Below are 19,148 nucleotides of genomic sequence, written 5' to 3' on the forward strand. Positions count from 1 at the left end.
CCATTACTTCCAGGGATGACATGGCCTCAGGGACGAGGCGCTTGACAATGTAATGCGGGAAATTATTCATGATGAGGACAGGTCTCACGCTGGCGCTGTTTGATCAAAAGCAGCGACACAGCATGCCGCTCTCTTATTTCCCCACGATCGCTAATGAAGCGGCAATCCATTTTTATGCACGCTACCGCGCGATTACAGAGCGTATTACGACACGACGTTTACATTCTGTTGTCTGGTTTCCGCTGGTCTACCCCTGACATATTTCTTATGGCCCGCATAATATTCTGAAGAGTTATTTGCGCTATGAACATTTTTTTAAAATCAGGTTGGATTATCAGTCTTTTATTATCTATCGCGCTGCCAGTAAACGCCGCTGGGGGAATAGCACTTGGCGCAACCCGGGTTATTTATCCTGCCGGGGATAAGCAGACCTCGCTTTCTATTTCTAATAGCGATGGAAAAGCACGTTTTCTGGTGAATTCATGGGTGGAAAATAGTCGTGGAGAAAAAGAAAAAACGTTTGTCGTGACCCCGCCGCTGTTTGTTAGCGAGCCGGAAAGTGAAAACACGCTGCGTATTATCTACGCCGGGCAACCGTTACCCGACGACCGCGAATCTCTGTTCTGGTTGAGCGTAAAAGCGATTCCATCGATGAATAAAGAGAACGCCACAGACAAAAATGTGCTGCAATTGGCTGTTCTCTCTCGCATTAAGCTATTTGTTCGCCCGAAAAGTCTATCGGGGTTAACAGAGGATGCGTCTGCGAAACTGCAGTTTTCGCGTCTCGATAAACACCTGAACATCACTAATCCCTCAGCGTATTACATCACTCTGGTGAATGTTCATATGGGCAAACAGAAGCTCGACAATGTCATGGTTGCGCCTAAAGGCCGCGCTCAGTTGCTTATTCCGCCTGATGCTCAGGGCGGAGTGACTTTCCAGACGGTGAATGATTACGGCGCGCTGACGCCGGTGAAAACCGTTGGTCTGCCATAACAGAGACAAATGACAGGGATGTCTATGAATAAGCGTACGTCTCCTTCAGCTTACTCACGGCTGGCGTTGTCGCTGCTGGCGGTGTTGCACCCGGCGATGAGCCGCGCTGAGAACTACTTCAACCCGGCGTTTTTATCAGAGGATGCCGCTGCCGTTGCCGATTTATCACGCTTTGAAAAAGGTAACCAGCCGCCGGGCGTTTATCGGGTGGATATCTGGCGCGACGGTGAATTTATCGCCACCCAGGATCTGCGTTTTGATATTGCCCGTCACGGGGCGACGCCCGCTTCCGGTGGTCTGATGCCATGCTTCACTCTCGATTTGCTCAAGCGGTTGGGCGTTAATATTCGCGCTTTTCCGGCGCTGCTCACCGACAAAGGTGACGCCTGTATCGATATCACGACCGCTATACCGGGGGCTGAAGCTGTTTTTGATTTCTCAGCAATGCGGCTGAATATTGGGTTACCCCAGGCTTCGATGCTGAACAGCGCGCGCGGTTACATTCCTGCCGAGGAGTGGGACGAAGGCATTACCGCCGGGTTGCTTAACTATAGCTTTACAGGGAGCCACAGCACCGGCAGCAATAACGGTTTTCTGAGCTTACAAAGCGGGCTGAATTATGGCCCATGGCGGTTGCGTAATAATGGTGCCTGGCGCTACAGCAGCAGTGGAGCGGAACACACCCGCAGCTGGAAGACCATCGGAAGCTGGTTGCAACGTTCCCTTATCCCGCTGAAAAGCGAGCTGGTGATGGGCGACAGTAATACCGGCAGCGACGTGTTTGATAGCCTCGGTTTTCGCGGGGTGCGCCTTTACTCTTCCGATAATATGTTTCCCGATAGCCTGCAGGGTTACGCACCAACCGTACGCGGCATTGCGCGCACGCCTGCCAAATTAACCATCCGCCAGAACGGCTATGTCATTTATCAGAGTTATGTCTCGGCGGGTGCTTTTGTGATTTCTGATCTGAACCCTACCTCATCCAGCGGCGATCTGGACGTTACCGTCGATGAGAAAGATGGCCGTCAACAACGTTATACGGTGCCGTATTCGACGGTGCCGATCCTGCAACGTGAAGGACGCTTTAAATATGACCTCGTGGCCGGGAATTTTCGCAGCGGCAACGATCAACAATCTTCCCCTTCTTTTGTTCAGGGGAGCGTGATCGGCGGCCTGGCGGGCGGTTACACCGCCTATGGCGGAACCCAACTGGCAAAACGTTATAACGCCTTTGTGCTGGGGGCTGGAAAAAACCTTGGCGGCTGGGGGGCGATATCGCTCGATTTTACCCAGGCACGCAGTGAACTGGCGGATGGCAGTACGCATCAGGGGCAATCGTTGCGCTTTTTGTATGCCAAATCACTCAACCAATATGGCACCAACTTTCAGCTACTCGGGTATCGCTACTCAACGCGTGGGTTTTACACGCTGAGTGATGTCGCCTATCGCCGCATGGAGGGGTATGAGTATGAAGATCAGGACGAAAGTGAGGGGGGACGGAAGCCAAAACCGGTGCTTGTTAGCTATCACAACCTCAACAACAACAGAAAAGGGCGCTTTCAGGTCAATATCTCGCAAAACCTGGGGGATTACGGCTCGTTGTATATTTCCGGCAGCCAACAAACTTACTGGAACAATGTTAAGCCCAGCAGTTGGTATCAGATTGGTTACGCCAGCGGCTGGCGGGGGATAAGCTACTCGCTTACCTGGTCGTGGAACCGCTCACCCGGCATCAATAATACGGATCGTATTATTGCGTTGAATCTTTCCGTACCGTTTAGCGCTCTGAGCGGGCAGCACTTCAGCCGGGGAAGTGCGCTGGATCACACGTATGCCAGCCTTAACGCTAGCCGTAACAGCAACGGACAAAATAGCTGGCAGAGCGGGGTTGGCGGCACTTTACTTGAAGGGCGTAACCTTAGTTACATCGTAAGCCAGGGGCACAGCAGTACAAGTGGTTACAGCGGCAGCGCCAGTGCCAACTGGCAGGCCGGCTGGGGCACGCTCGGCCTCGGTTATAACTACGATCCCTACCAGCACGAATATAACTGGCAGCTTGGCGGTGGCGTGGTCGCGCATGTCGACGGGGTAACTTTTGGCCAGCCGCTTGGCGATACCAACGTACTTATCAAAGCGCCGGGCGCGCAGGGCGTGCGGGTGGAAAATCAGACCGGGGTGCAAACCGACTGGCGAGGCTACGCCATCGTCCCTTATGCCTCCGTTTATCGATACAACCGCATTGCGCTTGATACCAACACGATGGATAACCACACCGATGTGCAAAACAGCGTCAGTAGCGTCGTGCCCACGCAGGGCGCGCTGGTCCGTGCCAGCTTTGACACCCGGATTGGTGTACGCGCACTGATTTCGCTGATGCGTGGCGATCGCCCGGTGCCGTTTGGTTCGGTGGTACGTGAAACCGGCAGCGGCGTGACCAGCATGGTGGGCGAGGACGGACAGGCGTATTTAAGCGGTTTGCCATTGCAGGGTGAACTGCTGGTGCAGTGGGGAGACGGCACGCAATCGCGCTGCCTTGCTCGCTACTCCTTACCGGAAGCCAGCCTGCAACAGGCGGTGGTGATGACAAGCGCCCGTTGTGAACAAGGATGATTTTATGAACAGATTTCATGCACTGCTTTGCGGCTTGTTGTTACTGTCAGCGACGTCGACGCAGGCCACAATTTGTGTGAACGCGAAGGGCATACCGACAGATATCTATTATGACCTGTCGAACCTGTTTACCAGCGGGAATAACCATGTTGGTGAGGTGGTGACGTTGCCGGAAAAATCCGGCTGGGTTGGCGTCCAGGCTATCTGTCCTGCCGGCACCAAAGTGAATTACACCTACCGAAGCTATGTCTCTGACTTGCCGATACATACCATTGATGGCGGTTACAAATACATGAGATTAAATGATTATCTGGAAGGGGCGATGAGCATCACCGATGATTACGCCGGCATCTTTTTCCCGCCGAGAAATTTTATCCGCATGGGAACACACCCCAACGTACCCAATCAGAAACCTTTTGGTGTAATGGACTCGAAGCTTATCTTTAAACTTAAAGTGGTGCGGCCGTTTATCAATATGGTGCCGATCCCGCGCCAAACCATGTTCAGGGTATATGTCACCAGTACGGACATCGATGCCCTCACGGTACCGGTCTATACCATTAGCTACAGCGGCAAAGTGGAAGTGCCGCAAAGCTGCAAACTCAATGCAGGCCAGGTCGTTGAATTTGAGTTTGATAAAATTGGCGCCGCGCTCTTTAGCCAGGCCGGGCCGGGGAACCGCCCGAACGGCGTTGATCCGCAAATTAAAACCGTGGCAATAGCGTGCACCAATGTTGACGCTCAGGCCTATCTTTCGATGCGTCTGGAAGCGGAAAAAGCCAGTGGGCAGGTAATGGTTTCTGATAACCCTGATGTGGGGTTTGTCGTGGCCGACCGTGAGGGCAATCCGCTTACCCCCAACACGCTGGGTAGCAAAATCCCTTTCCAGCTTGATGACAACGCCGCTGCGCATGTTGATATCAGTGCGTGGCCGGTCAGCGTCACAGGCTTCAAACCCGCCGAGGGCGATTTTGTGGCGCGGGGCTATTTGCGCGTTGATTATGATTAAGGAGCCGTGATGTTTATCAAACCACGCCATGTCATGCTCGTTGGCTGCTGGCTGAGCCCGTTTGCGATCGCCGATACGCCGCTTGGAGAAATCAACATTCAGTTACGCGCAACGGTAGTGGACTTTACATGCTATGCCGAGACGGCCGACAACGACAAAACGGTGCAATTAGGACGTTGGCCAACCAAACAGCTGCAAAATGCGGGTAATACCACGCCACTGGTACCTTTTAGCTTGCGGTTAGTGGGGGGCCCGCCAGGTAGCGCATCGATCACCTTTTCGGGGAAAGCCGCCAGCAACCCGGCACTGCTGGCGTTAAAAGATAGCGTGATGGCACAGAAAGTGGCTATTGAGCTGCGCGACAGAGATCGTACGCCGCTAGCGCTGGCGACAGCCAGCCAGGATATAGCCGTGGACAGCAATGGCAATGCAACGCTGCAGTTCTACGCAAATTACATCGCGCTGGCAGATAATCCTGTACCCGGTACGGCAAATGCCGATGCCACTTTCGCGATTAATTACTATTAATTTTATTTTCAATAAAGCATACGCCCGGTAATCTTTTTCCGGGCGTATAGTGCTATAGCAGTTCGTGTGATTTGGCGTAATCAATCAACTCGACGATGGTATGCACACCGAGTTTCGAAAAAATATTCGATTTATGGGCGCTGATCGTCTTGTTGCTTAATAAAAGCTGTTCCGCAATTTCTTTGTTCGATAATCCGTTGGCGAGGTAGCGTAATACCGTTACTTCTCTATTAGAAAGCGGCATGTCCCGCTGTTCTCCTTTCTTTTTGCCCGGTTGGTTTATATAACTCAGCGTCTCAGATGGGAAGAAAGAGTACCCGGCAAGAATCATCTTTACGGCGTTATAAATATCGTTAAGCTCTTTCCGCTTACTGACAAAACCATTAGCGCCAGCGCGAATAGCTCTTGCAGCATAGAACGATTCAGATTTTGATGATAAAAAAAGCACATTGACATCTTCTCGTATCGCCTTGATTCTTCTCAATAAAGTAAAGCCATCTGTTTTAGGGAGTTCAATATCCAGAATAACCAGATCAACGGGAAGCGTACGGATATAATCAAGTGCCGCACGGCTATCATCCGTTTTTAGTACCACTTTAACATTCTGGTTTTTCTCTAAAAGCACTTCTATCGACATCCTGACAATAGGATATTCGTCCATAATGATAACGGAAGCCGGTTTCATCTTTTTGCCTCAGATTGTTTTTTTAACGCTACGCCTTTGCGTAAATGCGATAGACGTCGAAAAGGTAAATGTAACTTCAAGTATTCTATGAGGAAAAATAATTCCCTTGAAAAACCGATGGCATCCTTACTCGCCAAGTTATTTTCATTCGTGATTTACGAATGCGGGGAATATCAATTGCGTGCTAATACAGAGAGATATCGTAATTATTAATAAGTTACTGTAATTATACCTGGGAAGTTCTGGCAGAAAAGCGTTAAGAGTTCATGAAGGCTATTTCTAAATATGAAGTTCTGAGAGCAATAATAGGTGATTGAATATTTGGCATGATAGCATGCTGATTTTGATAAGCATGGTTTTTTACGCTCTTTTTAATGGTTAAAACAATTTAATTATTTGATTGTTTTCTTATTGTTAATCGCTGTTATCGCAATTTCATTGCTACAACGCTGGATAACAACGTGCGTCTTGGGTGGAATCTGAGTGGATTTTAAAAAAAGACAGTACCAGGAATAGTTGTAATTGTTGGTTTTATGTAAAAAAACATACCCGGCAAGAAAAATTGACTAAGTAATTTCTTAGGTAAGGAGGATGGCAACGCCTGTTATCCCCAATAGTGATTAGCATCTATCGTTAAGCGGTGCAGTAAATGAAGCAAACTTTGACGATCGGGCAACCCAAGTTGCCTCAGTTGTAGGTTGAGACGATAAACCATGCGATGGTAAGGCAGATTGAGTAGCTGAGCGACATGTTTCAGCGTTTTTCCTTGCGCCAGCGCGGTGAACATCTGCCACTCTACCGGCGGAAATTTGCGCGAAACATCAACAGGTGAGGCAGGAGCCAACAGCGCCTGCCTGAATGGCTTGACGGGGAGATCCCGTTTTATTACGCGAAAGGGACCAGCCGCGCGCAGGAAATTGAACAGTGGCGCGTCGCTTTTTGTCGCTAACAGATAGATATGAAGTTTGCGATTGTGCGAAGCGAGCTGCCGCAGGGTTTCCAGGGCGCTAAAACGCGATGTGAGCAGGCTCTCCATATCCACGATCAGGTGCGAGAGATGCGGCTCCGCGAACCGATGATGTGCTGAATCAAGCGATGAAAACACGGCGTTGCGTTTACCGGAGAAGAGCCCCCTGTTCCAGGCATAGCTGAGAAAACTATCGGTTGAAATTAATATCTGGCTGATGATGCATTCAGGCAGGGCGAAACTAAGCTGCTGAGTAAGGTGTTCCAGCCTGTCAAACACCGGCGGCGGATATTCCCGATAGGGTAAAACCCGGTAATCGGGCCTGTGGAGGCGATTTTTTTCCCGACGGATGAAAGTTCGCATTTTCCCTCGCAAACGTATTTCACTTTTCGTGACCGAAAAGTGTTGGCCAAAAAAAGCCATGCGCAAACTGCGCATCCGGCTGTTGTGCTGTTTCGCGCCATGTAATGGATGCCATATGAGCAAAATGACTGGGCTGGTTTATGCCCGGTTTGAGAATATCGGGCGTATAAAGGCGCTGCCAGGTTGCCGTTTTATCAACCAGTAAGCTGGAAATATGCAAGCCTGTATCAGCAAAAGCCTCTGGCGCTTCCCGGGTGCGATTGTCCAGAAAAAACGCGACACCAGAAGAGTGAAGTTGTGTGACGGTGTGGTGGCAACGGATATGTTGCGCGCCACCATGCACCACAAGAGCCTGTAAGTTCAATGATTCAACCGCTAAATCAGGGCGATATATTATCGGGATGTCCATAAAAGAAATGGTGTAAGACTGAGAGTGAAGTGGCAGGTTAGGCAAGGATTGGCGTGTTGATCCCGGCAATGTTAAGTTTCGCGTCTGGTCGTGTAATAACCGCAGCGCAAACGAACTGTAATCGCGTTCAACCCTGTTTCCGGTCGCGGGAATAGCTGGCTGACGGTTAAGCATCCCATCACTATTATCGCGCTGTATAATCGGTTTTGATTTACATTGGTAACCCCGGCCTTGTTTGTGTTTTGCTCTATTTGTCACGTATAGGCTCCATTACATTAGTTAATGGAAACATTTTGTCCTTCACAAAGCGGGGGATATAGGCGCGAATACTTAAAGAGACATGGGACTTTTCCCAGGAAGCGATCAGGATAAGTAGAAAGACCAGGTCTTTTCGGGCATAAATGGGACAGGTGTTGCGAAAATGCGCAGCGTCGTTCACTAAGCAAGCAACCAGCGGAAAATACATTGACTCACCAGGCGCTGACCGTATAATTCCAGGCGTTTCCACCTCAACGGTGAGCATCCACATAATGCGCCCTTAGCTCAGCTGGATAGAGCAACGGCCTTCTAAGCCGTAGGTCACAGGTTCGAACCCTGTAGGGCGTACCATTCAGAATCAACGCATTACGTTTCCTTCACTTTCTCCTCATTTCCGTTGTGGGACATATTTGGATCATCAGGCCCGAAAATCAAATCAATCTGCTTCGCGTGCTCCGTTGAATGGTCAGGTGTCAGGTGAGCATATCAACGTACTGCTTCTATGCTTTCCCATCCCTCTATTTATCGAAGAACAGATAACGGCACTCCGGGCCGTATTAACCCGTTAGTCTATGCGTCTAAGGTAGCGAACTGAAAATCCTTGATGGCGTTCAGACTTGCATGCGTGGCTATCATGGACGCTTATTTCAGGCTATCGGGTCAGTGAAGCAGCAGGCCTGTTTCCTGCCTTTGAGTGCGCGAACCCCATTTCTGACCATAACAACCATGACAACACAGCAAGAGAAAAAGCGGAGAAGAAAGGATGGTGACTTCCCCTCCACCTTAGGATCCAGTCTGGGAGAGAGGTTAAATCTTTGCTCCTATAATTCTCGAGGCAATCGCTTTCGCTGCTTCAAGCTTTGCTTTCCCTGCTTCAGAATGCGTGCCAGATTCAAATGCTTTGAAGTTAAGCTGAATGTTCTCTGCGGCTTTTTCGATGAACACTTGCGGCAACTCTGAGCAAATGGACTGAAAAATGATTTCATACGCTAAAGCACGACACTGCAGGTCATTAATCGCGTCTTCTACTGGCTTCATAACCTCTCCTTAAGAAATACTGTGGCGCTCACCGACAAACAAGGAATGTTCTGTCGCGAATATCGGTGTGATGTGAATATTTAATATCGTTCAGTTAGGCAAATAAAACCAGTGGAGCCACGGCCAAACCGGATCGGGATAACATCAGTACGGCGTATCAGGTCGGAGTAGCGTCAGAAGATTGCATCACTGTCGACATGTCAGGTTCTCCCGGTCACGGCTGATGGACCAGATCTGCGGGATGATTTCACCCTTAGCAAGCGAATCGAAACATCACCCATCCATTAACCGGGCTGCAAGGGGAGCTGCGCTAATAGCTACTTGAGTTGGGGGGGAAAGAAAACGCTGGTCATCGGCAGGCTTTACGCCTTGCGGCTGGCTCTGTCGGGCATGTGCGTTTACAACAACCGGGTCCAGGGAAAGAGATGGCCCGGTGGCAGCGCAAATAAAAGGCCGGAGGTTTATTTTTCCAGCCTTATGATTAATAAGCGAATTGTGTTAAATTTTATCGGACGCGCCCTTTAACGCTTCTATATCAATTTCCGCGTCGTTTGTTTCAAGCAACTGAGTTAACTGAATAAGATTGTTAAATTCATTCATCAGTAATTCTGCGTCTGATTTCAGTGGAATATCAGCCGCATCAAGCGCTGCATTAATTGCTTTTTTTACATTATCAAGCATTTCATTCATGCCACCGTTTTTGCCAAGTGTCAGCAGTAATGCCCCGATAAGTAAAGACTGAGCTTCCACTTTAGCTGCGAGTAGCTTGGCTTCCGCATCCATTTTCGAGATTTTTGCAATCACACTGAGTATTAAGTTTTTCATAAGTGCCCCTGTTATTAGCCGCATCACCCCTGAATATATTATGGTCGAGATTTCTATAATGAAGGATGAAATAGTTTTGTCGTGGTTATACATCCTTCCGGCATCAGGCTGGCCAGGTGTCTGGCTGAATTCATTGATACTCAAAACGTTATTAATAAGGCACCAACGGCACCAACTGATGCGGTAATCACGACTGGGGCGGCAACATTGAGAGCACATTCTACGCGGCTTAAAGGGTGTGCGATGCTTGCACGGTGACGGCTGATACGCTTTGTGGTGTGGGCAACACGGTTAATGAGGGTAACAACCACGCGGCTGATGAAGTGTCTGGACAGTTCTGCGGATTTACCCATACCAACGCTCTTTGCATGCCGGCCTGCGGTTACTGCTGCACAATTATGCTGGCGTGATTCAGGCCGAAATGATTGCCGTGACTTTTGCTTGTCAGGACCGCCCAGGTTGATAACCGGCCCTGATATTTCGACCGGTTTCTCAACGTAGCTCGGTTTTAAGCGAAAGCGGCCTTGTCCTGATGGAAGATCTTACTGCAGTGCGGGCACATTAACGCTGCGCCTTTCTGAACTCGGGAGAAGCTGTGTTCTGACTGTTGTGAACAATGCGGGCAGGTGCATTTGGTGAGGAAGTTGCGATTGTTTTTTGAGTCTTTGCGTTGTGGCATAGAGTATTTCCTGATAAATGGCCTGCAACCATACACTATCCCTGAACATATTGCCCGTACTCCTTTTCCGCAGAGCCAGAATCGTGTGGCTTGTTTATGCTGTCGCTCGATGGTGGAATCGCCGCAGGAATGAATTGCAACGACGTCCTGCTGGTTATACGTTCTGCGAAAAGTTTATACGTGTCGGCAAAACAGCGTATCAGAGCCAGGGTAAGAAAAAGGCCCGCATGCGCGGGCCGTAAAGAAAAAAGGAAAGCTATCAAGCCTGATGTTCAATGGCTTTTTGTGTATTTTCAATGGCAATTTTGCGTGGTTTTTCGCTCTCGGGAATTTCCTGATAAATGGACACCTGCAATATGCCATTTTCAAGTTTTGCGTTGCTCACTTTAGTATGTTCCGGAAGCGAAAAGCTCAGACGGAAATCCGCGCGGCGAATACCTTTGTATATCCAGCCCTGCTCATCATGAGATTCATTTTCCGCGCGTTTACCTGATACATTTAATACCCCGCCGACGGTCTCGATTTCGAGTTCGTCTTCTTTCCAGCCAGGGACGCTTACGTGTAACTGATAATTGCTTGCATCGACTTTTTTCAGGTCATAAGCAGGTAATGATGCCACCGGCGAGTCGCCGGTTAACTGGCTGAAAAGCCGGTCGATACGATTGAAGCGGTCAGCAAAAACAGAGTCAGTGAAACCGGGGAGTGCTGACAAGGTTTTGAGTGCCATAACTTAACCTCCTGAATAATCCATTCAAAAGTTCAACTTAAAGGCAAGCTTTGCTTGTCCGCTTATATAAATAATTCCTGCAACGGTTTTTTCAAGGCCACAAATAAAAATTTTTTTGCCTGTATCGAACCGACGAATTGCATGGTTGAGTACCCCTGAAATGGCCGTTGGCGTGTAGAAAATAACGGGCCTGTAATAGGAGGGAAAAGAAGCCGTTAATACAAACTTGCTCCTGCCGCTGGGTTTTTACGTGAGCCGTAGAGGGAGCCGTTCGGGAGGGTATAACTTTTCTGTACGCTATTTCATTTCAGCGAAAAGGGGAATTATCTTGATAAGAAAAGACCCTCAGGAATAGGAAATCCGGGCTGCTCCTGAGGGATGCAAATGCATATTCGTTACGTTTATTAGTTTGCTAATTATTAACCTGACGGCAATGAGATTGTTCTCATTTGTAATCGATTTCTGATAGATATTGGCTCTCTATGTAATTGGTTTAATTAATGCTTTTTGAACTGGCAGAGCGACAGAAAGTAACTATAGTTAACGCGCTATCATCGTTAACCCTATTTTCCCTGGTGATGTTCTTCTACCGCTCTGTCCGAGCGGTTTTTTTTGCCCGGATTTTAGCTAACGCGCAGCGCGATAAACGCTTTTTCACAAACGACATCATAAGCGGGTGAACAACCGGGCAACAATACCGGCGCTGTAATCGCACTCTTTGCCTTCACGTTTTCGTATTTTCAGTGCCGCTACTCGGCAGGTATCTTCTTTACGACGCTCACAAAACCCGATCCCTCGTCCGATAACCCTTCTTATCGTTATGCTTTGCGCCATGTTGTCTATTTCAAACATTCGCCATAACGTCGTTATACGAAGCTGCTCGCAACGCGTTTACGTTTTCATCCTCTCGCTCAACTGTGTATGCTTGGCCTTTGCTGGTAAACCCGAAGGAGAAAGTAATGTTAGAAGGATATTTTGATCTTGATGGCGCGACAGGGGATGAGGCGGTAGAAAACAGAAAGCGCTTATTAGCTGTACAGGCAGCGCTGGAAATTTCAAAAGCGGCGGTTTCGGCAACCACGGCCAACGCGGGCATTCGTAGCCAGATGGATTTACGTAACGTCTCGCAAGAAGTCGCCACTCTCGCCGATGCGATTCAGGATGCGTTAGAGTCTGACCTGTAAACATACCGCCTGAGGGCGGTTTTTTATTGTTTCCTCTCTCTTTCATTTCCCACGGCTAATTACAACTGCCGGAACAGGTTTGAACATCCCTGACACTTTCTGACGCTTTCTCTTTCAGTATGTTGCCTGTTAACTCTCTCTTGAAAGGTATAGGCATGATGGGAAAAAAGTTAAGCGTAGCCTGGTTTTTTCTTCTTTTGACGTTCGCCTCGACTGCCAGTTCGGCGGCACCCGCTTTCCCGCAGATTCACGGGCAAAATCACTATATACGTCATGGCGCTGGAGAAGGGGATATTGCAGAAAATCCTGATGAGCATGTACAGGAAACGATTGAGCGATTCTTTTCCCATAAATATTAAATAAGCGACGTGCCCACGCTATTAATTGGTGCGTGATAGAAAATCAGAATATAACCTGCGGCAAAAAATGAATCGCCGCAGGTCTTTTTTTGCTGGCGACAATGTTGATAGTGGAAATTACTATTTCTTCCCAGTGAGTTATTGATTTGGAATAACGGAGATATTTATGGCTACCATGTCTGACTGGCAAAATGTCGCGAATAAAGAGCTCAGTCGCAAGGGAAAACGCGTTGAATCGCTGGTCAAACTGACGCCAGAGGGCATTGCGATTAAGCCTTTATATACTCCTGACGATCTGAACGCGCTGGAAATCACCGGCACGCTACCGGGTCTTCCTCCTTATACTCGCGGGCCGCGCGCCACAATGTATACCGCCCAACCGTGGACGATACGCCAGTACGCCGGGTTTTCAACGGCCAGGGAGTCGAACGCGTTTTACCGGCGTAATCTTGCCGCCGGGCAGAAAGGGCTTTCCGTTGCGTTTGATCTGCCAACTCATCGGGGATATGACTCGGATAACCCGCGCGTAGCGGGCGACGTAGGAAAAGCGGGTGTCGCTATCGATACTGTGGAAGATATGAAAATACTCTTTGACAATATTCCGCTGGATAAAATGTCGGTATCGATGACGATGAATGGTGCGGTTTTACCTATCATGGCGTTTTATATTGTTGCAGCGGAAGAGCAGGGCGTTCCTCCTGAAAAATTAACCGGTACTATTCAGAATGATATTTTAAAAGAGTATCTCTGCCGCAATACCTATATTTACCCGCCTAAGCCATCGATGCGGATTATTGCCGATATTATTGCCTGGTGCTCTGCCAATATGCCGCAATTTAATACGATTAGCATCAGCGGTTACCATATGGGAGAAGCGGGAGCTAACTGTATTCAACAAGTGGCGTTTACCCTCGCGGACGGCATTGAATATATAAAAGCCGCGCTCTCCGCAGGCTTGAAAATTGATGACTTCGCGCCGCGCCTCTCTTTCTTTTTCGGTATCGGCATGGATCTGTTTATGAATGTCGCCATGCTGCGCGCAGCCCGCTATCTTTGGAGCGAAGCCGTTAGCGGGTTTGGCGCGACCAATCCGAAATCGCTGGCGCTGCGCACCCATTGCCAGACATCCGGCTGGAGCCTGACAGAACAGGATCCCTATAACAACATTGTTCGCACCACCATTGAAGCGCTGGCAGCGACGCTCGGCGGCACTCAGTCTCTGCACACCAATGCGTTTGATGAAGCCCTGGGGCTACCGACAGATTTTTCGGCGCGTATTGCGCGTAACACGCAAATTATCCTGCAGGAAGAGGCGGAAATTTGCCGCACCGTCGATCCGCTCGGCGGTTCCTATTATGTCGAATCTCTGACCGATCAAATCATAAAAGAGGCGCGGGCAATCATCCGTCGGATTGATGATGCCGGAGGGATGGCAAAGGCTATCGAATCGGGCTTGCCAAAACGCATGATCGAGGAGGCTTCCGCACGCGAGCAATCTCTTATCGACCAGGGTAAACGTACCATTGTCGGTGTTAATAAATACAAGCTTGATAAAGAAGCCGTTACGCCGGTACTGGAAATCGACAATGTGAAGGTGCGTAACGAGCAAATCGCCGCACTTGAACAGATCCGCGCCACACGTGATTCCGCTGCCGTTCACGATGCGCTGGTAGCGCTGACCCATGCCGCCCAACACAACGAAAATCTGCTCGCTGCGGCGATTCATGCCGCACGATTGCGTGCGACGCTTGGTGAGATTTCCAGTGCGCTGGAAGCGGCGTTTGACCGCTACCTTGTTCCCAGCCAATGCGTTACGGGGGTGATCACGCAAAGCTATCAGCAGGACAGCGAAACGGCGGCGGAATTCGACGCCATCATTACGCAAACACAACACTTTCTTGCTGAGCATGGTCGTCGTCCGCGCATCTTGATTGCGAAAATGGGGCAGGATGGGCACGATCGGGGGGCAAAAGTCATTGCCAGCGCATATTCCGATGTGGGTTTTGATGTCGATCTCAGCCCTATGTTTTCTACACCGCAAGAGATTGCCCGGCTGGCCGTGGAAAATGATGTGCACGTGGTTGGTGCATCGTCGCTGGCGGCAGGTCATAAGACGCTTATTCCTGAATTAATTAACGAGCTAAGAAAATATGGTCGTGAGGATATTTGCGTGATTGCGGGCGGCGTGATCCCTCCACAGGATTATGACTTCCTGCGTGAACGTGGCGTGGCAGCGATTTATGGCCCAGGTACGCCGATGCTGGAAAGCGTACGCGATGTATTGAAGCGGATTAGTCAGCGCCATGATTAATGAACAAACCCTTGATGAATTTGTTCGCCGGTTACGCGCGAGTGATCGCGTAGCGCTTGCACAGGCTATGACGCTGGTGGAAAGTCAACTTTCACGGCATCAGAGGCTGAGCCAGCAATTGCTGGACACTATTATGCCGGCGACAGGTAGGGCAATACGCATTGGTATCACTGGGACACCCGGAGCCGGGAAAAGTACCTTTCTTAATACCTTTGGCATGATGCTCGTTGGCCTGGGAAAGCGGGTGGCGGTCATTGCGGTCGATCCCAGCAGTCCACTCAGCGGCGGCAGTTTGCTGGGTGATAAAACCCGTATGACGGAACTGGCCAGAGCCGATGCGGCGTTTATTCGGCCGGTGCCTTCCGGCGGCGCTACGGGTGGGATCAGCCCGCACGCTGGCGAATTGATACTGCTGTGCGAAGCCGCCAATTACGATGTGGTGATAGTGGAAACGGTCGGGGTTGGCCAGTCTGAAACGGAGGTCGCAGGCATAGTCGATTGCTTCGTTTCGCTGCAAATCGCTGGTGGTGGAGATGAGTTGCAAGGCATCAAAAAAGGCATCATGGAAATGGCCGATATCATTGTTATCAACAAAGATGATGGCGACAACCGCGCGGCAGTTGCCATCGCCCGGCAAATTTACGACAGCGCGCTTGCTATCGTTCGCCACAAATATCCGCCGTGGCGACCAGCGGTGTTGAGCTGTAGCGCACTGGAAAAGCGCGGTATAGAGGATGTGTGGCAGGCAATTGTTCATTTCTACGACGTGATGACAAAAAGTGGTTATCTCAAGTTATTGCGCCAGCAGCAGACCGTGACGTGGCTACGAAAACAGGTTGAAGAAGAGGCGGTGCGTCAGCTTTATGCCCACCGCGCTTTCTGTGAAGATTTCAACCAAACGCTAGATGAGGTGAAAAATCATCAGCAAGCACCGCGTACAGGTTTACAGCACATCCGTGAATACCTTCAGCATCACTATTTTGCACGGTAAAAAGGAATTGATATGTCGTATGAGTATGTGGTTGTAAACATTATTCAAAAAGTGGCTGTCATTGAATTTAATTACGCACGCAAGCTTAACGCGCTCAGTAAAGTATTTATCGATGATTTGATGCGGGCGCTGGAGGACCTTAACAAGCCGGAGATCCGTTGCGTGATCCTGCGTGCGCCGCACGGTGCGAAAGTCTTCTCCGCCGGGCATGATATCCACGAATTGCCTTCGGGGCGGCGCGATCCTCTCTCTTATGACGACCCGCTGCGCCAGATCACCCGTATGATCCAAAAATATCCGAAGCCCGTGATCTCCATGGTGGAAGGAAGTGTCTGGGGAGGGGCGTTTGAAATGATCATGAGTTCCGATTTGATCATTGCCGCCAGCTCTTCAACTTTCTCTATGACGCCCGTTAATCTCGGCGTTCCTTATAACCTGGTCGGCATTCATAACCTGACGCGAGACGCCGGGTTCCATATCGTTAAAGAGCTGATTTTCACTGCGGCCCCCATCACGGCGCAGCGGGCGCGGGAAGTTGGCATTCTGAATCATGTTGTTGACGCCAGCGATCTGGAAGATTTCACCTTGCAGATGGCGCACCAGATCTCGGAAAAAGCACCGCTTGCTATTGCGGTAATTAAAGAAGAGCTACGCGTGCTTGGTGAAGCACACACCATGAATTCGGATGAGTTTGAGCGTATTCAGGGGATGCGTCGCGCAGTTTATGACAGCCGGGATTATCAGGAAGGAATGAGCGCGTTTATGGAAAAACGCAAACCGAACTTCCTTGGACGCTAATTAACGGAGACGATAATGAAACAATCATGGCCCCGGCTGAGCGCCGACGAAGCGGCAGAACTCATCCACCACGATGACATGGTTGCTTTCAGTGGTTTTACTGCCGCAGGTTCGCCCAAAGCGCTTCCCGCCTCCATCGCTCGGCGAGCACGGGAGCTGCATCAAATGCAGCAACCGTTTCAAATCCGTTTGCTCACTGGCGCGTCTATTAGCGCGGCGGCTGATAATGCCTTATCGGAGGCGGAAGCGGTTAGCTGGCGCGCGCCATATCAATCTGCGGCGGGAATGCGGCAAAAAATTAACCAGGGGCAGGTTAAGTTTGTTGATCTGCATTTGAGTGAAGTTGCGCAGATGGTGAACTACGGCTTCTTTGGCGAGATTGATATCGCCGTGATCGAAGCCTCGGCGTTGACATCTGATGGCAAAATCTGGCTTTCCAGTGGGATTGGCAACGCGCCGACCTGGTTGTGCAAAGCAAAAAAAATCATCATTGAGCTTAATCACTACCACAGCCCGCGGGTGGCTGAATTTGCCGATATCGCTACGCCCGGCGCACCGCCGTATCGCCACAGTGTCGCTATTTTTAGCGCATTGGACAGGATTGGCTTGCACTATGTGCAGGTGGAACCTCAAAAGATTGTGGCGGTGGTGGACACCGAATTACCGGATGCCGGTAACGTGCTGGATGGCGCGAAACCTGTCTGCCAGCAAATTGCCGACAATGTTGTGACGTTCCTGCTCCATGAAATGGCACAGGGGCGTATTCCGCGCGAATTTCTGCCGTTACAAAGCGGTGTAGGCAATATCAATAATGCCGTGATGGCGCGTCTCGGTAAAAGCCCGGACATCCCTGCGTTTATGATGTATTCCGAAGTGTTGCAGGAGTCGGTAGCGCATTTACTTGCCGCAGGAAAAATCCTCGGTGTTAGCGCATCCAGCCTGACCGTTTCCGACAATACGCTGCGCAACATTTACGACAATATGGATTTTTTCGCCGGGCGTATCGTTTTGCGACCACAGGAGATTTCCAATAACCCGGAAATCATCCGCCGTCTTGGAGTAATAGCGCTGAATGTCGGGCTGGAATTTGATATTTACGGACACGCCAATTCAACGCATGTCGCGGGCGCTAACCTGATGAATGGTATTGGTGGCAGTGGAGACTTCGAGCGTAATGCCTATTTGTCGGTATTTATGGCTCCCTCGATTGCTAAAGAGGGAAAAATTTCTTCCATTGTGCCGATGTGCAGCCATGTTGATCACAGCGAGCATAGCGTCAAAGTGATCATTACGGAGCAGGGTTTCGCCGATCTGCGCGGGTTGTCGCCAATTGAGCGTGCCCGCACCATTATTGATAACTGCGCACACCCACTCTATCGGGATTACCTTCATCATTACCTGGAAACGGCTCCCGGCGGGCATCTTCATCACGATCTTAGCCGCGTATTCGAATTGCACACGAATTTACTGAACACAGGATCGATGCTCGGCTAAACCGGACGAATCGTCGCGATCGTCATTAATACACTGACAGACTTCGGCGGTATGACGATGGTTTTTCAGTGAATAGAGATATTCCTGCATATACATCGGTCCGTTTGGCGCATCGAAATATCGCAGTGTAGTGGGGTTAACCAGATGCCAGGCGAAATAGGGGATCACGGTAAGAAACTGCCCGCGTTCCACCGCGCTGATTTTCGCCATAAAACTGTAGGCCCGGTAGATAACGGTTGGGTGGATCCCACAAGGGCGCATGTGAGAATCGAGCATGGCTTCAAAATTCGCGCGGTTCTGAAAACGCATCTGCAACCACGGGAGTTCTCGCAGCAACTCCTGCGGCTGTTTTTGCTCGTAGCGGCGGGAAACTAAAAAACCCAGACGCAGCGGAGGTAACTCGGTAGCCGTGAGGTTCTCCAGCCCCAGAACACGCGGGGAAACCTGCTGGGGAGAAATAATAAAATCAAGCTGGTGGCCAAGCAGGTCGTCAATCACGCCGTTGTCACTGAATTCGATGGCCTGGGTGCTGATATTGTCATATTTATCGCCCAGGCTTAACAGTTGATCGAAAATGATGGTGGGATAGGTATTGTCGACGCCAATAACGATTTTGTGCGAGCGCAGGGCGGAAGAGTGAAGTTCATTTTCAATTGCCGATAAGCGCTCATAAACCGGGAACAGTTTCTGATAAAGTTCCTGCCCGGCTTTATTCAAACGTATACTGTTATCTTTGCGGGTAAAGAGCGGATAACCAATCTGTTCTTCCAGCAAGACAATACTTTTGCCAAACGGCGACGCAGTCATGTGTATTTTTTCTGCCGCTCTGGCGATGCTTTTCGTCTGCGCCAGTAAAATGAAATTGCGCATTCTTTTGGAAATAAAAATAGAGTTGCTCATCTGAAAATCCCTCTCTG

At 49.9% G+C, this 19,148-nt stretch carries 19 protein-coding genes and 1 tRNA gene; 12 read left to right on the top strand and 8 right to left on the bottom strand.

Annotated features, from left to right (window positions below; all coding sequences use genetic code 11):
* Positions 1-68: 68 nt before the first annotated feature.
* The 5 genes from H650_RS19950 to sfmF are packed head-to-tail and all read left to right on the top strand — an operon-like array spanning position 69 to position 5,143.
* The gene (locus H650_RS19950) at positions 69-257 is read left to right on the top strand and encodes a fimbrial protein (protein WP_020456850.1); all 189 of its coding nucleotides are present in this window, start codon (positions 69-71) and stop codon (positions 255-257) included.
* 46 nt (positions 258-303) lie between these two features.
* Positions 304-996, top strand: coding sequence for a type 1 fimbria chaperone FimC (fimC, locus tag H650_RS19955; protein WP_020456851.1), 693 nt, complete (start codon positions 304-306; stop codon positions 994-996).
* A gap of 24 nt (positions 997-1,020) precedes the next feature.
* Positions 1,021-3,606, top strand: a complete 2,586-nt coding sequence (locus tag H650_RS19960; RefSeq protein ID WP_020456852.1) for a fimbrial biogenesis usher protein — start codon at positions 1,021-1,023, stop codon at positions 3,604-3,606.
* Positions 3,607-3,610: 4 nt separating this feature from the next.
* A complete protein-coding gene (gene fimH / locus H650_RS19965; RefSeq protein ID WP_020456853.1) occupies positions 3,611-4,615 on the top strand; it encodes a type 1 fimbria D-mannose specific adhesin FimH in 1,005 nt (334 codons plus the stop codon).
* A gap of 9 nt (positions 4,616-4,624) precedes the next feature.
* Complete coding sequence (gene sfmF / locus H650_RS19970; RefSeq protein WP_020456854.1) at positions 4,625-5,143, top strand: fimbria assembly protein; 519 nt, start codon at positions 4,625-4,627, stop codon at positions 5,141-5,143.
* 52 nt (positions 5,144-5,195) lie between these two features.
* On the opposite strand, the gene fimZ is transcribed toward sfmF, so the two are convergent.
* The 3 genes from fimZ to H650_RS25780 all read right to left on the bottom strand — a co-directional run bounded on the left by fimZ (position 5,196) and on the right by H650_RS25780 (position 7,825).
* On the bottom strand, positions 5,196-5,828 hold the full coding sequence (gene fimZ / locus H650_RS19975; RefSeq protein ID WP_020456855.1) for a fimbria biosynthesis transcriptional regulator FimZ: 633 nt from the start codon (positions 5,826-5,828) through the stop codon (positions 5,196-5,198).
* Between the two features lie 604 nt (positions 5,829-6,432).
* Positions 6,433-7,218: a fimbria biosynthesis regulator FimY gene (gene fimY, locus H650_RS19980; RefSeq protein WP_238328358.1), complete on the bottom strand. Its 786-nt coding sequence runs from the start codon at positions 7,216-7,218 to the stop codon at positions 6,433-6,435.
* Positions 7,178-7,825: a hypothetical protein gene (locus tag H650_RS25780; protein ID WP_189660078.1), complete on the bottom strand. Its 648-nt coding sequence runs from the start codon at positions 7,823-7,825 to the stop codon at positions 7,178-7,180. Before H650_RS25780 ends, fimY begins: the two co-directional genes overlap by 41 nt.
* A gap of 274 nt (positions 7,826-8,099) precedes the next feature.
* Here H650_RS25780 and H650_RS19995 point away from each other — a divergent pair.
* A tRNA-Arg gene (locus H650_RS19995) sits at positions 8,100-8,176 on the top strand.
* A 456-nt stretch (positions 8,177-8,632) separates the two neighbouring features.
* On the opposite strand, the gene H650_RS20000 is transcribed toward H650_RS19995, so the two are convergent.
* The 4 genes from H650_RS20000 to H650_RS20015 all read right to left on the bottom strand — a co-directional run bounded on the left by H650_RS20000 (position 8,633) and on the right by H650_RS20015 (position 11,094).
* Positions 8,633-8,863, bottom strand: coding sequence for a hypothetical protein (locus H650_RS20000; RefSeq protein ID WP_020456859.1), 231 nt, complete (start codon positions 8,861-8,863; stop codon positions 8,633-8,635).
* Positions 8,864-9,361: 498 nt separating this feature from the next.
* Positions 9,362-9,688, bottom strand: a complete 327-nt coding sequence (iraP, locus tag H650_RS20005; protein ID WP_020456860.1) for an anti-adapter protein IraP — start codon at positions 9,686-9,688, stop codon at positions 9,362-9,364.
* 508 nt (positions 9,689-10,196) lie between these two features.
* The gene (locus H650_RS26025; protein ID WP_216848957.1) at positions 10,197-10,367 is read right to left on the bottom strand and encodes a YnfU family zinc-binding protein; all 171 of its coding nucleotides are present in this window, start codon (positions 10,365-10,367) and stop codon (positions 10,197-10,199) included.
* A 259-nt stretch (positions 10,368-10,626) separates the two neighbouring features.
* The gene (locus H650_RS20015; RefSeq protein ID WP_020456862.1) at positions 10,627-11,094 is read right to left on the bottom strand and encodes an Hsp20 family protein; all 468 of its coding nucleotides are present in this window, start codon (positions 11,092-11,094) and stop codon (positions 10,627-10,629) included.
* A 959-nt stretch (positions 11,095-12,053) separates the two neighbouring features.
* Here H650_RS20015 and H650_RS20020 point away from each other — a divergent pair.
* The 6 genes from H650_RS20020 (at position 12,054) to scpC (ending at position 18,231) form a co-directional block, all read left to right on the top strand.
* A complete protein-coding gene (locus H650_RS20020) occupies positions 12,054-12,278 on the top strand; it encodes a hypothetical protein (protein WP_017455732.1) in 225 nt (74 codons plus the stop codon).
* Between the two features lie 155 nt (positions 12,279-12,433).
* A complete protein-coding gene (locus H650_RS20025) occupies positions 12,434-12,637 on the top strand; it encodes a hypothetical protein (RefSeq protein WP_020456863.1) in 204 nt (67 codons plus the stop codon).
* Between the two features lie 166 nt (positions 12,638-12,803).
* The gene (gene scpA / locus H650_RS20030; RefSeq protein WP_020456864.1) at positions 12,804-14,948 is read left to right on the top strand and encodes a methylmalonyl-CoA mutase; all 2,145 of its coding nucleotides are present in this window, start codon (positions 12,804-12,806) and stop codon (positions 14,946-14,948) included.
* On the top strand, positions 14,941-15,939 hold the full coding sequence (gene meaB, locus H650_RS20035) for a methylmalonyl Co-A mutase-associated GTPase MeaB (protein WP_020456865.1): 999 nt from the start codon (positions 14,941-14,943) through the stop codon (positions 15,937-15,939). The genes scpA and meaB overlap by 8 nt, the downstream gene beginning before the upstream one ends.
* A gap of 12 nt (positions 15,940-15,951) precedes the next feature.
* Positions 15,952-16,737 carry a methylmalonyl-CoA decarboxylase gene (scpB, locus tag H650_RS20040; protein ID WP_020456866.1) on the top strand — a complete coding sequence of 262 codons (786 nt, stop codon included), beginning with the start codon at positions 15,952-15,954 and terminating at the stop codon, positions 16,735-16,737.
* 15 nt (positions 16,738-16,752) lie between these two features.
* Positions 16,753-18,231, top strand: a complete 1,479-nt coding sequence (gene scpC / locus H650_RS20045) for a succinyl-CoA:acetate CoA-transferase ScpC (RefSeq protein ID WP_020456867.1) — start codon at positions 16,753-16,755, stop codon at positions 18,229-18,231.
* Here the strand turns inward: scpC and srsR are convergent.
* Positions 18,202-19,131: a LysR family transcriptional regulator SrsR gene (gene srsR / locus H650_RS20050; protein WP_020456868.1), complete on the bottom strand. Its 930-nt coding sequence runs from the start codon at positions 19,129-19,131 to the stop codon at positions 18,202-18,204. The genes scpC and srsR overlap by 30 nt on opposite strands.
* Positions 19,132-19,148 lie beyond the last annotated feature (17 nt).

Source organism: Enterobacter sp. R4-368 (assembly GCF_000410515.1).
GTDB lineage: Bacteria > Pseudomonadota > Gammaproteobacteria > Enterobacterales > Enterobacteriaceae > Kosakonia.

Coding starts and splice junctions, on each gene's coding strand:
- H650_RS19950 (WP_020456850.1), top strand. CDS start 69: ATGATGAGGACAGGTCTCACGCTGGCGCTGTTTGATCAAAAGCAGCGA.
- fimC (WP_020456851.1), top strand. CDS start 304: ATGAACATTTTTTTAAAATCAGGTTGGATTATCAGTCTTTTATTATCT.
- H650_RS19960 (WP_020456852.1), top strand. CDS start 1,021: ATGAATAAGCGTACGTCTCCTTCAGCTTACTCACGGCTGGCGTTGTCG.
- fimH (WP_020456853.1), top strand. CDS start 3,611: ATGAACAGATTTCATGCACTGCTTTGCGGCTTGTTGTTACTGTCAGCG.
- sfmF (WP_020456854.1), top strand. CDS start 4,625: ATGTTTATCAAACCACGCCATGTCATGCTCGTTGGCTGCTGGCTGAGC.
- fimZ (WP_020456855.1), bottom strand. CDS start 5,828: ATGAAACCGGCTTCCGTTATCATTATGGACGAATATCCTATTGTCAGG.
- fimY (WP_238328358.1), bottom strand. CDS start 7,218: ATGGCTTTTTTTGGCCAACACTTTTCGGTCACGAAAAGTGAAATACGT.
- H650_RS20000 (WP_020456859.1), bottom strand. CDS start 8,863: ATGAAGCCAGTAGAAGACGCGATTAATGACCTGCAGTGTCGTGCTTTA.
- iraP (WP_020456860.1), bottom strand. CDS start 9,688: ATGAAAAACTTAATACTCAGTGTGATTGCAAAAATCTCGAAAATGGAT.
- H650_RS26025 (WP_216848957.1), bottom strand. CDS start 10,367: ATGCCACAACGCAAAGACTCAAAAAACAATCGCAACTTCCTCACCAAA.
- H650_RS20015 (WP_020456862.1), bottom strand. CDS start 11,094: ATGGCACTCAAAACCTTGTCAGCACTCCCCGGTTTCACTGACTCTGTT.
- H650_RS20020 (WP_017455732.1), top strand. CDS start 12,054: ATGTTAGAAGGATATTTTGATCTTGATGGCGCGACAGGGGATGAGGCG.
- H650_RS20025 (WP_020456863.1), top strand. CDS start 12,434: ATGATGGGAAAAAAGTTAAGCGTAGCCTGGTTTTTTCTTCTTTTGACG.
- scpA (WP_020456864.1), top strand. CDS start 12,804: ATGGCTACCATGTCTGACTGGCAAAATGTCGCGAATAAAGAGCTCAGT.
- meaB (WP_020456865.1), top strand. CDS start 14,941: ATGATTAATGAACAAACCCTTGATGAATTTGTTCGCCGGTTACGCGCG.
- scpB (WP_020456866.1), top strand. CDS start 15,952: ATGTCGTATGAGTATGTGGTTGTAAACATTATTCAAAAAGTGGCTGTC.
- scpC (WP_020456867.1), top strand. CDS start 16,753: ATGAAACAATCATGGCCCCGGCTGAGCGCCGACGAAGCGGCAGAACTC.
- srsR (WP_020456868.1), bottom strand. CDS start 19,131: ATGAGCAACTCTATTTTTATTTCCAAAAGAATGCGCAATTTCATTTTA.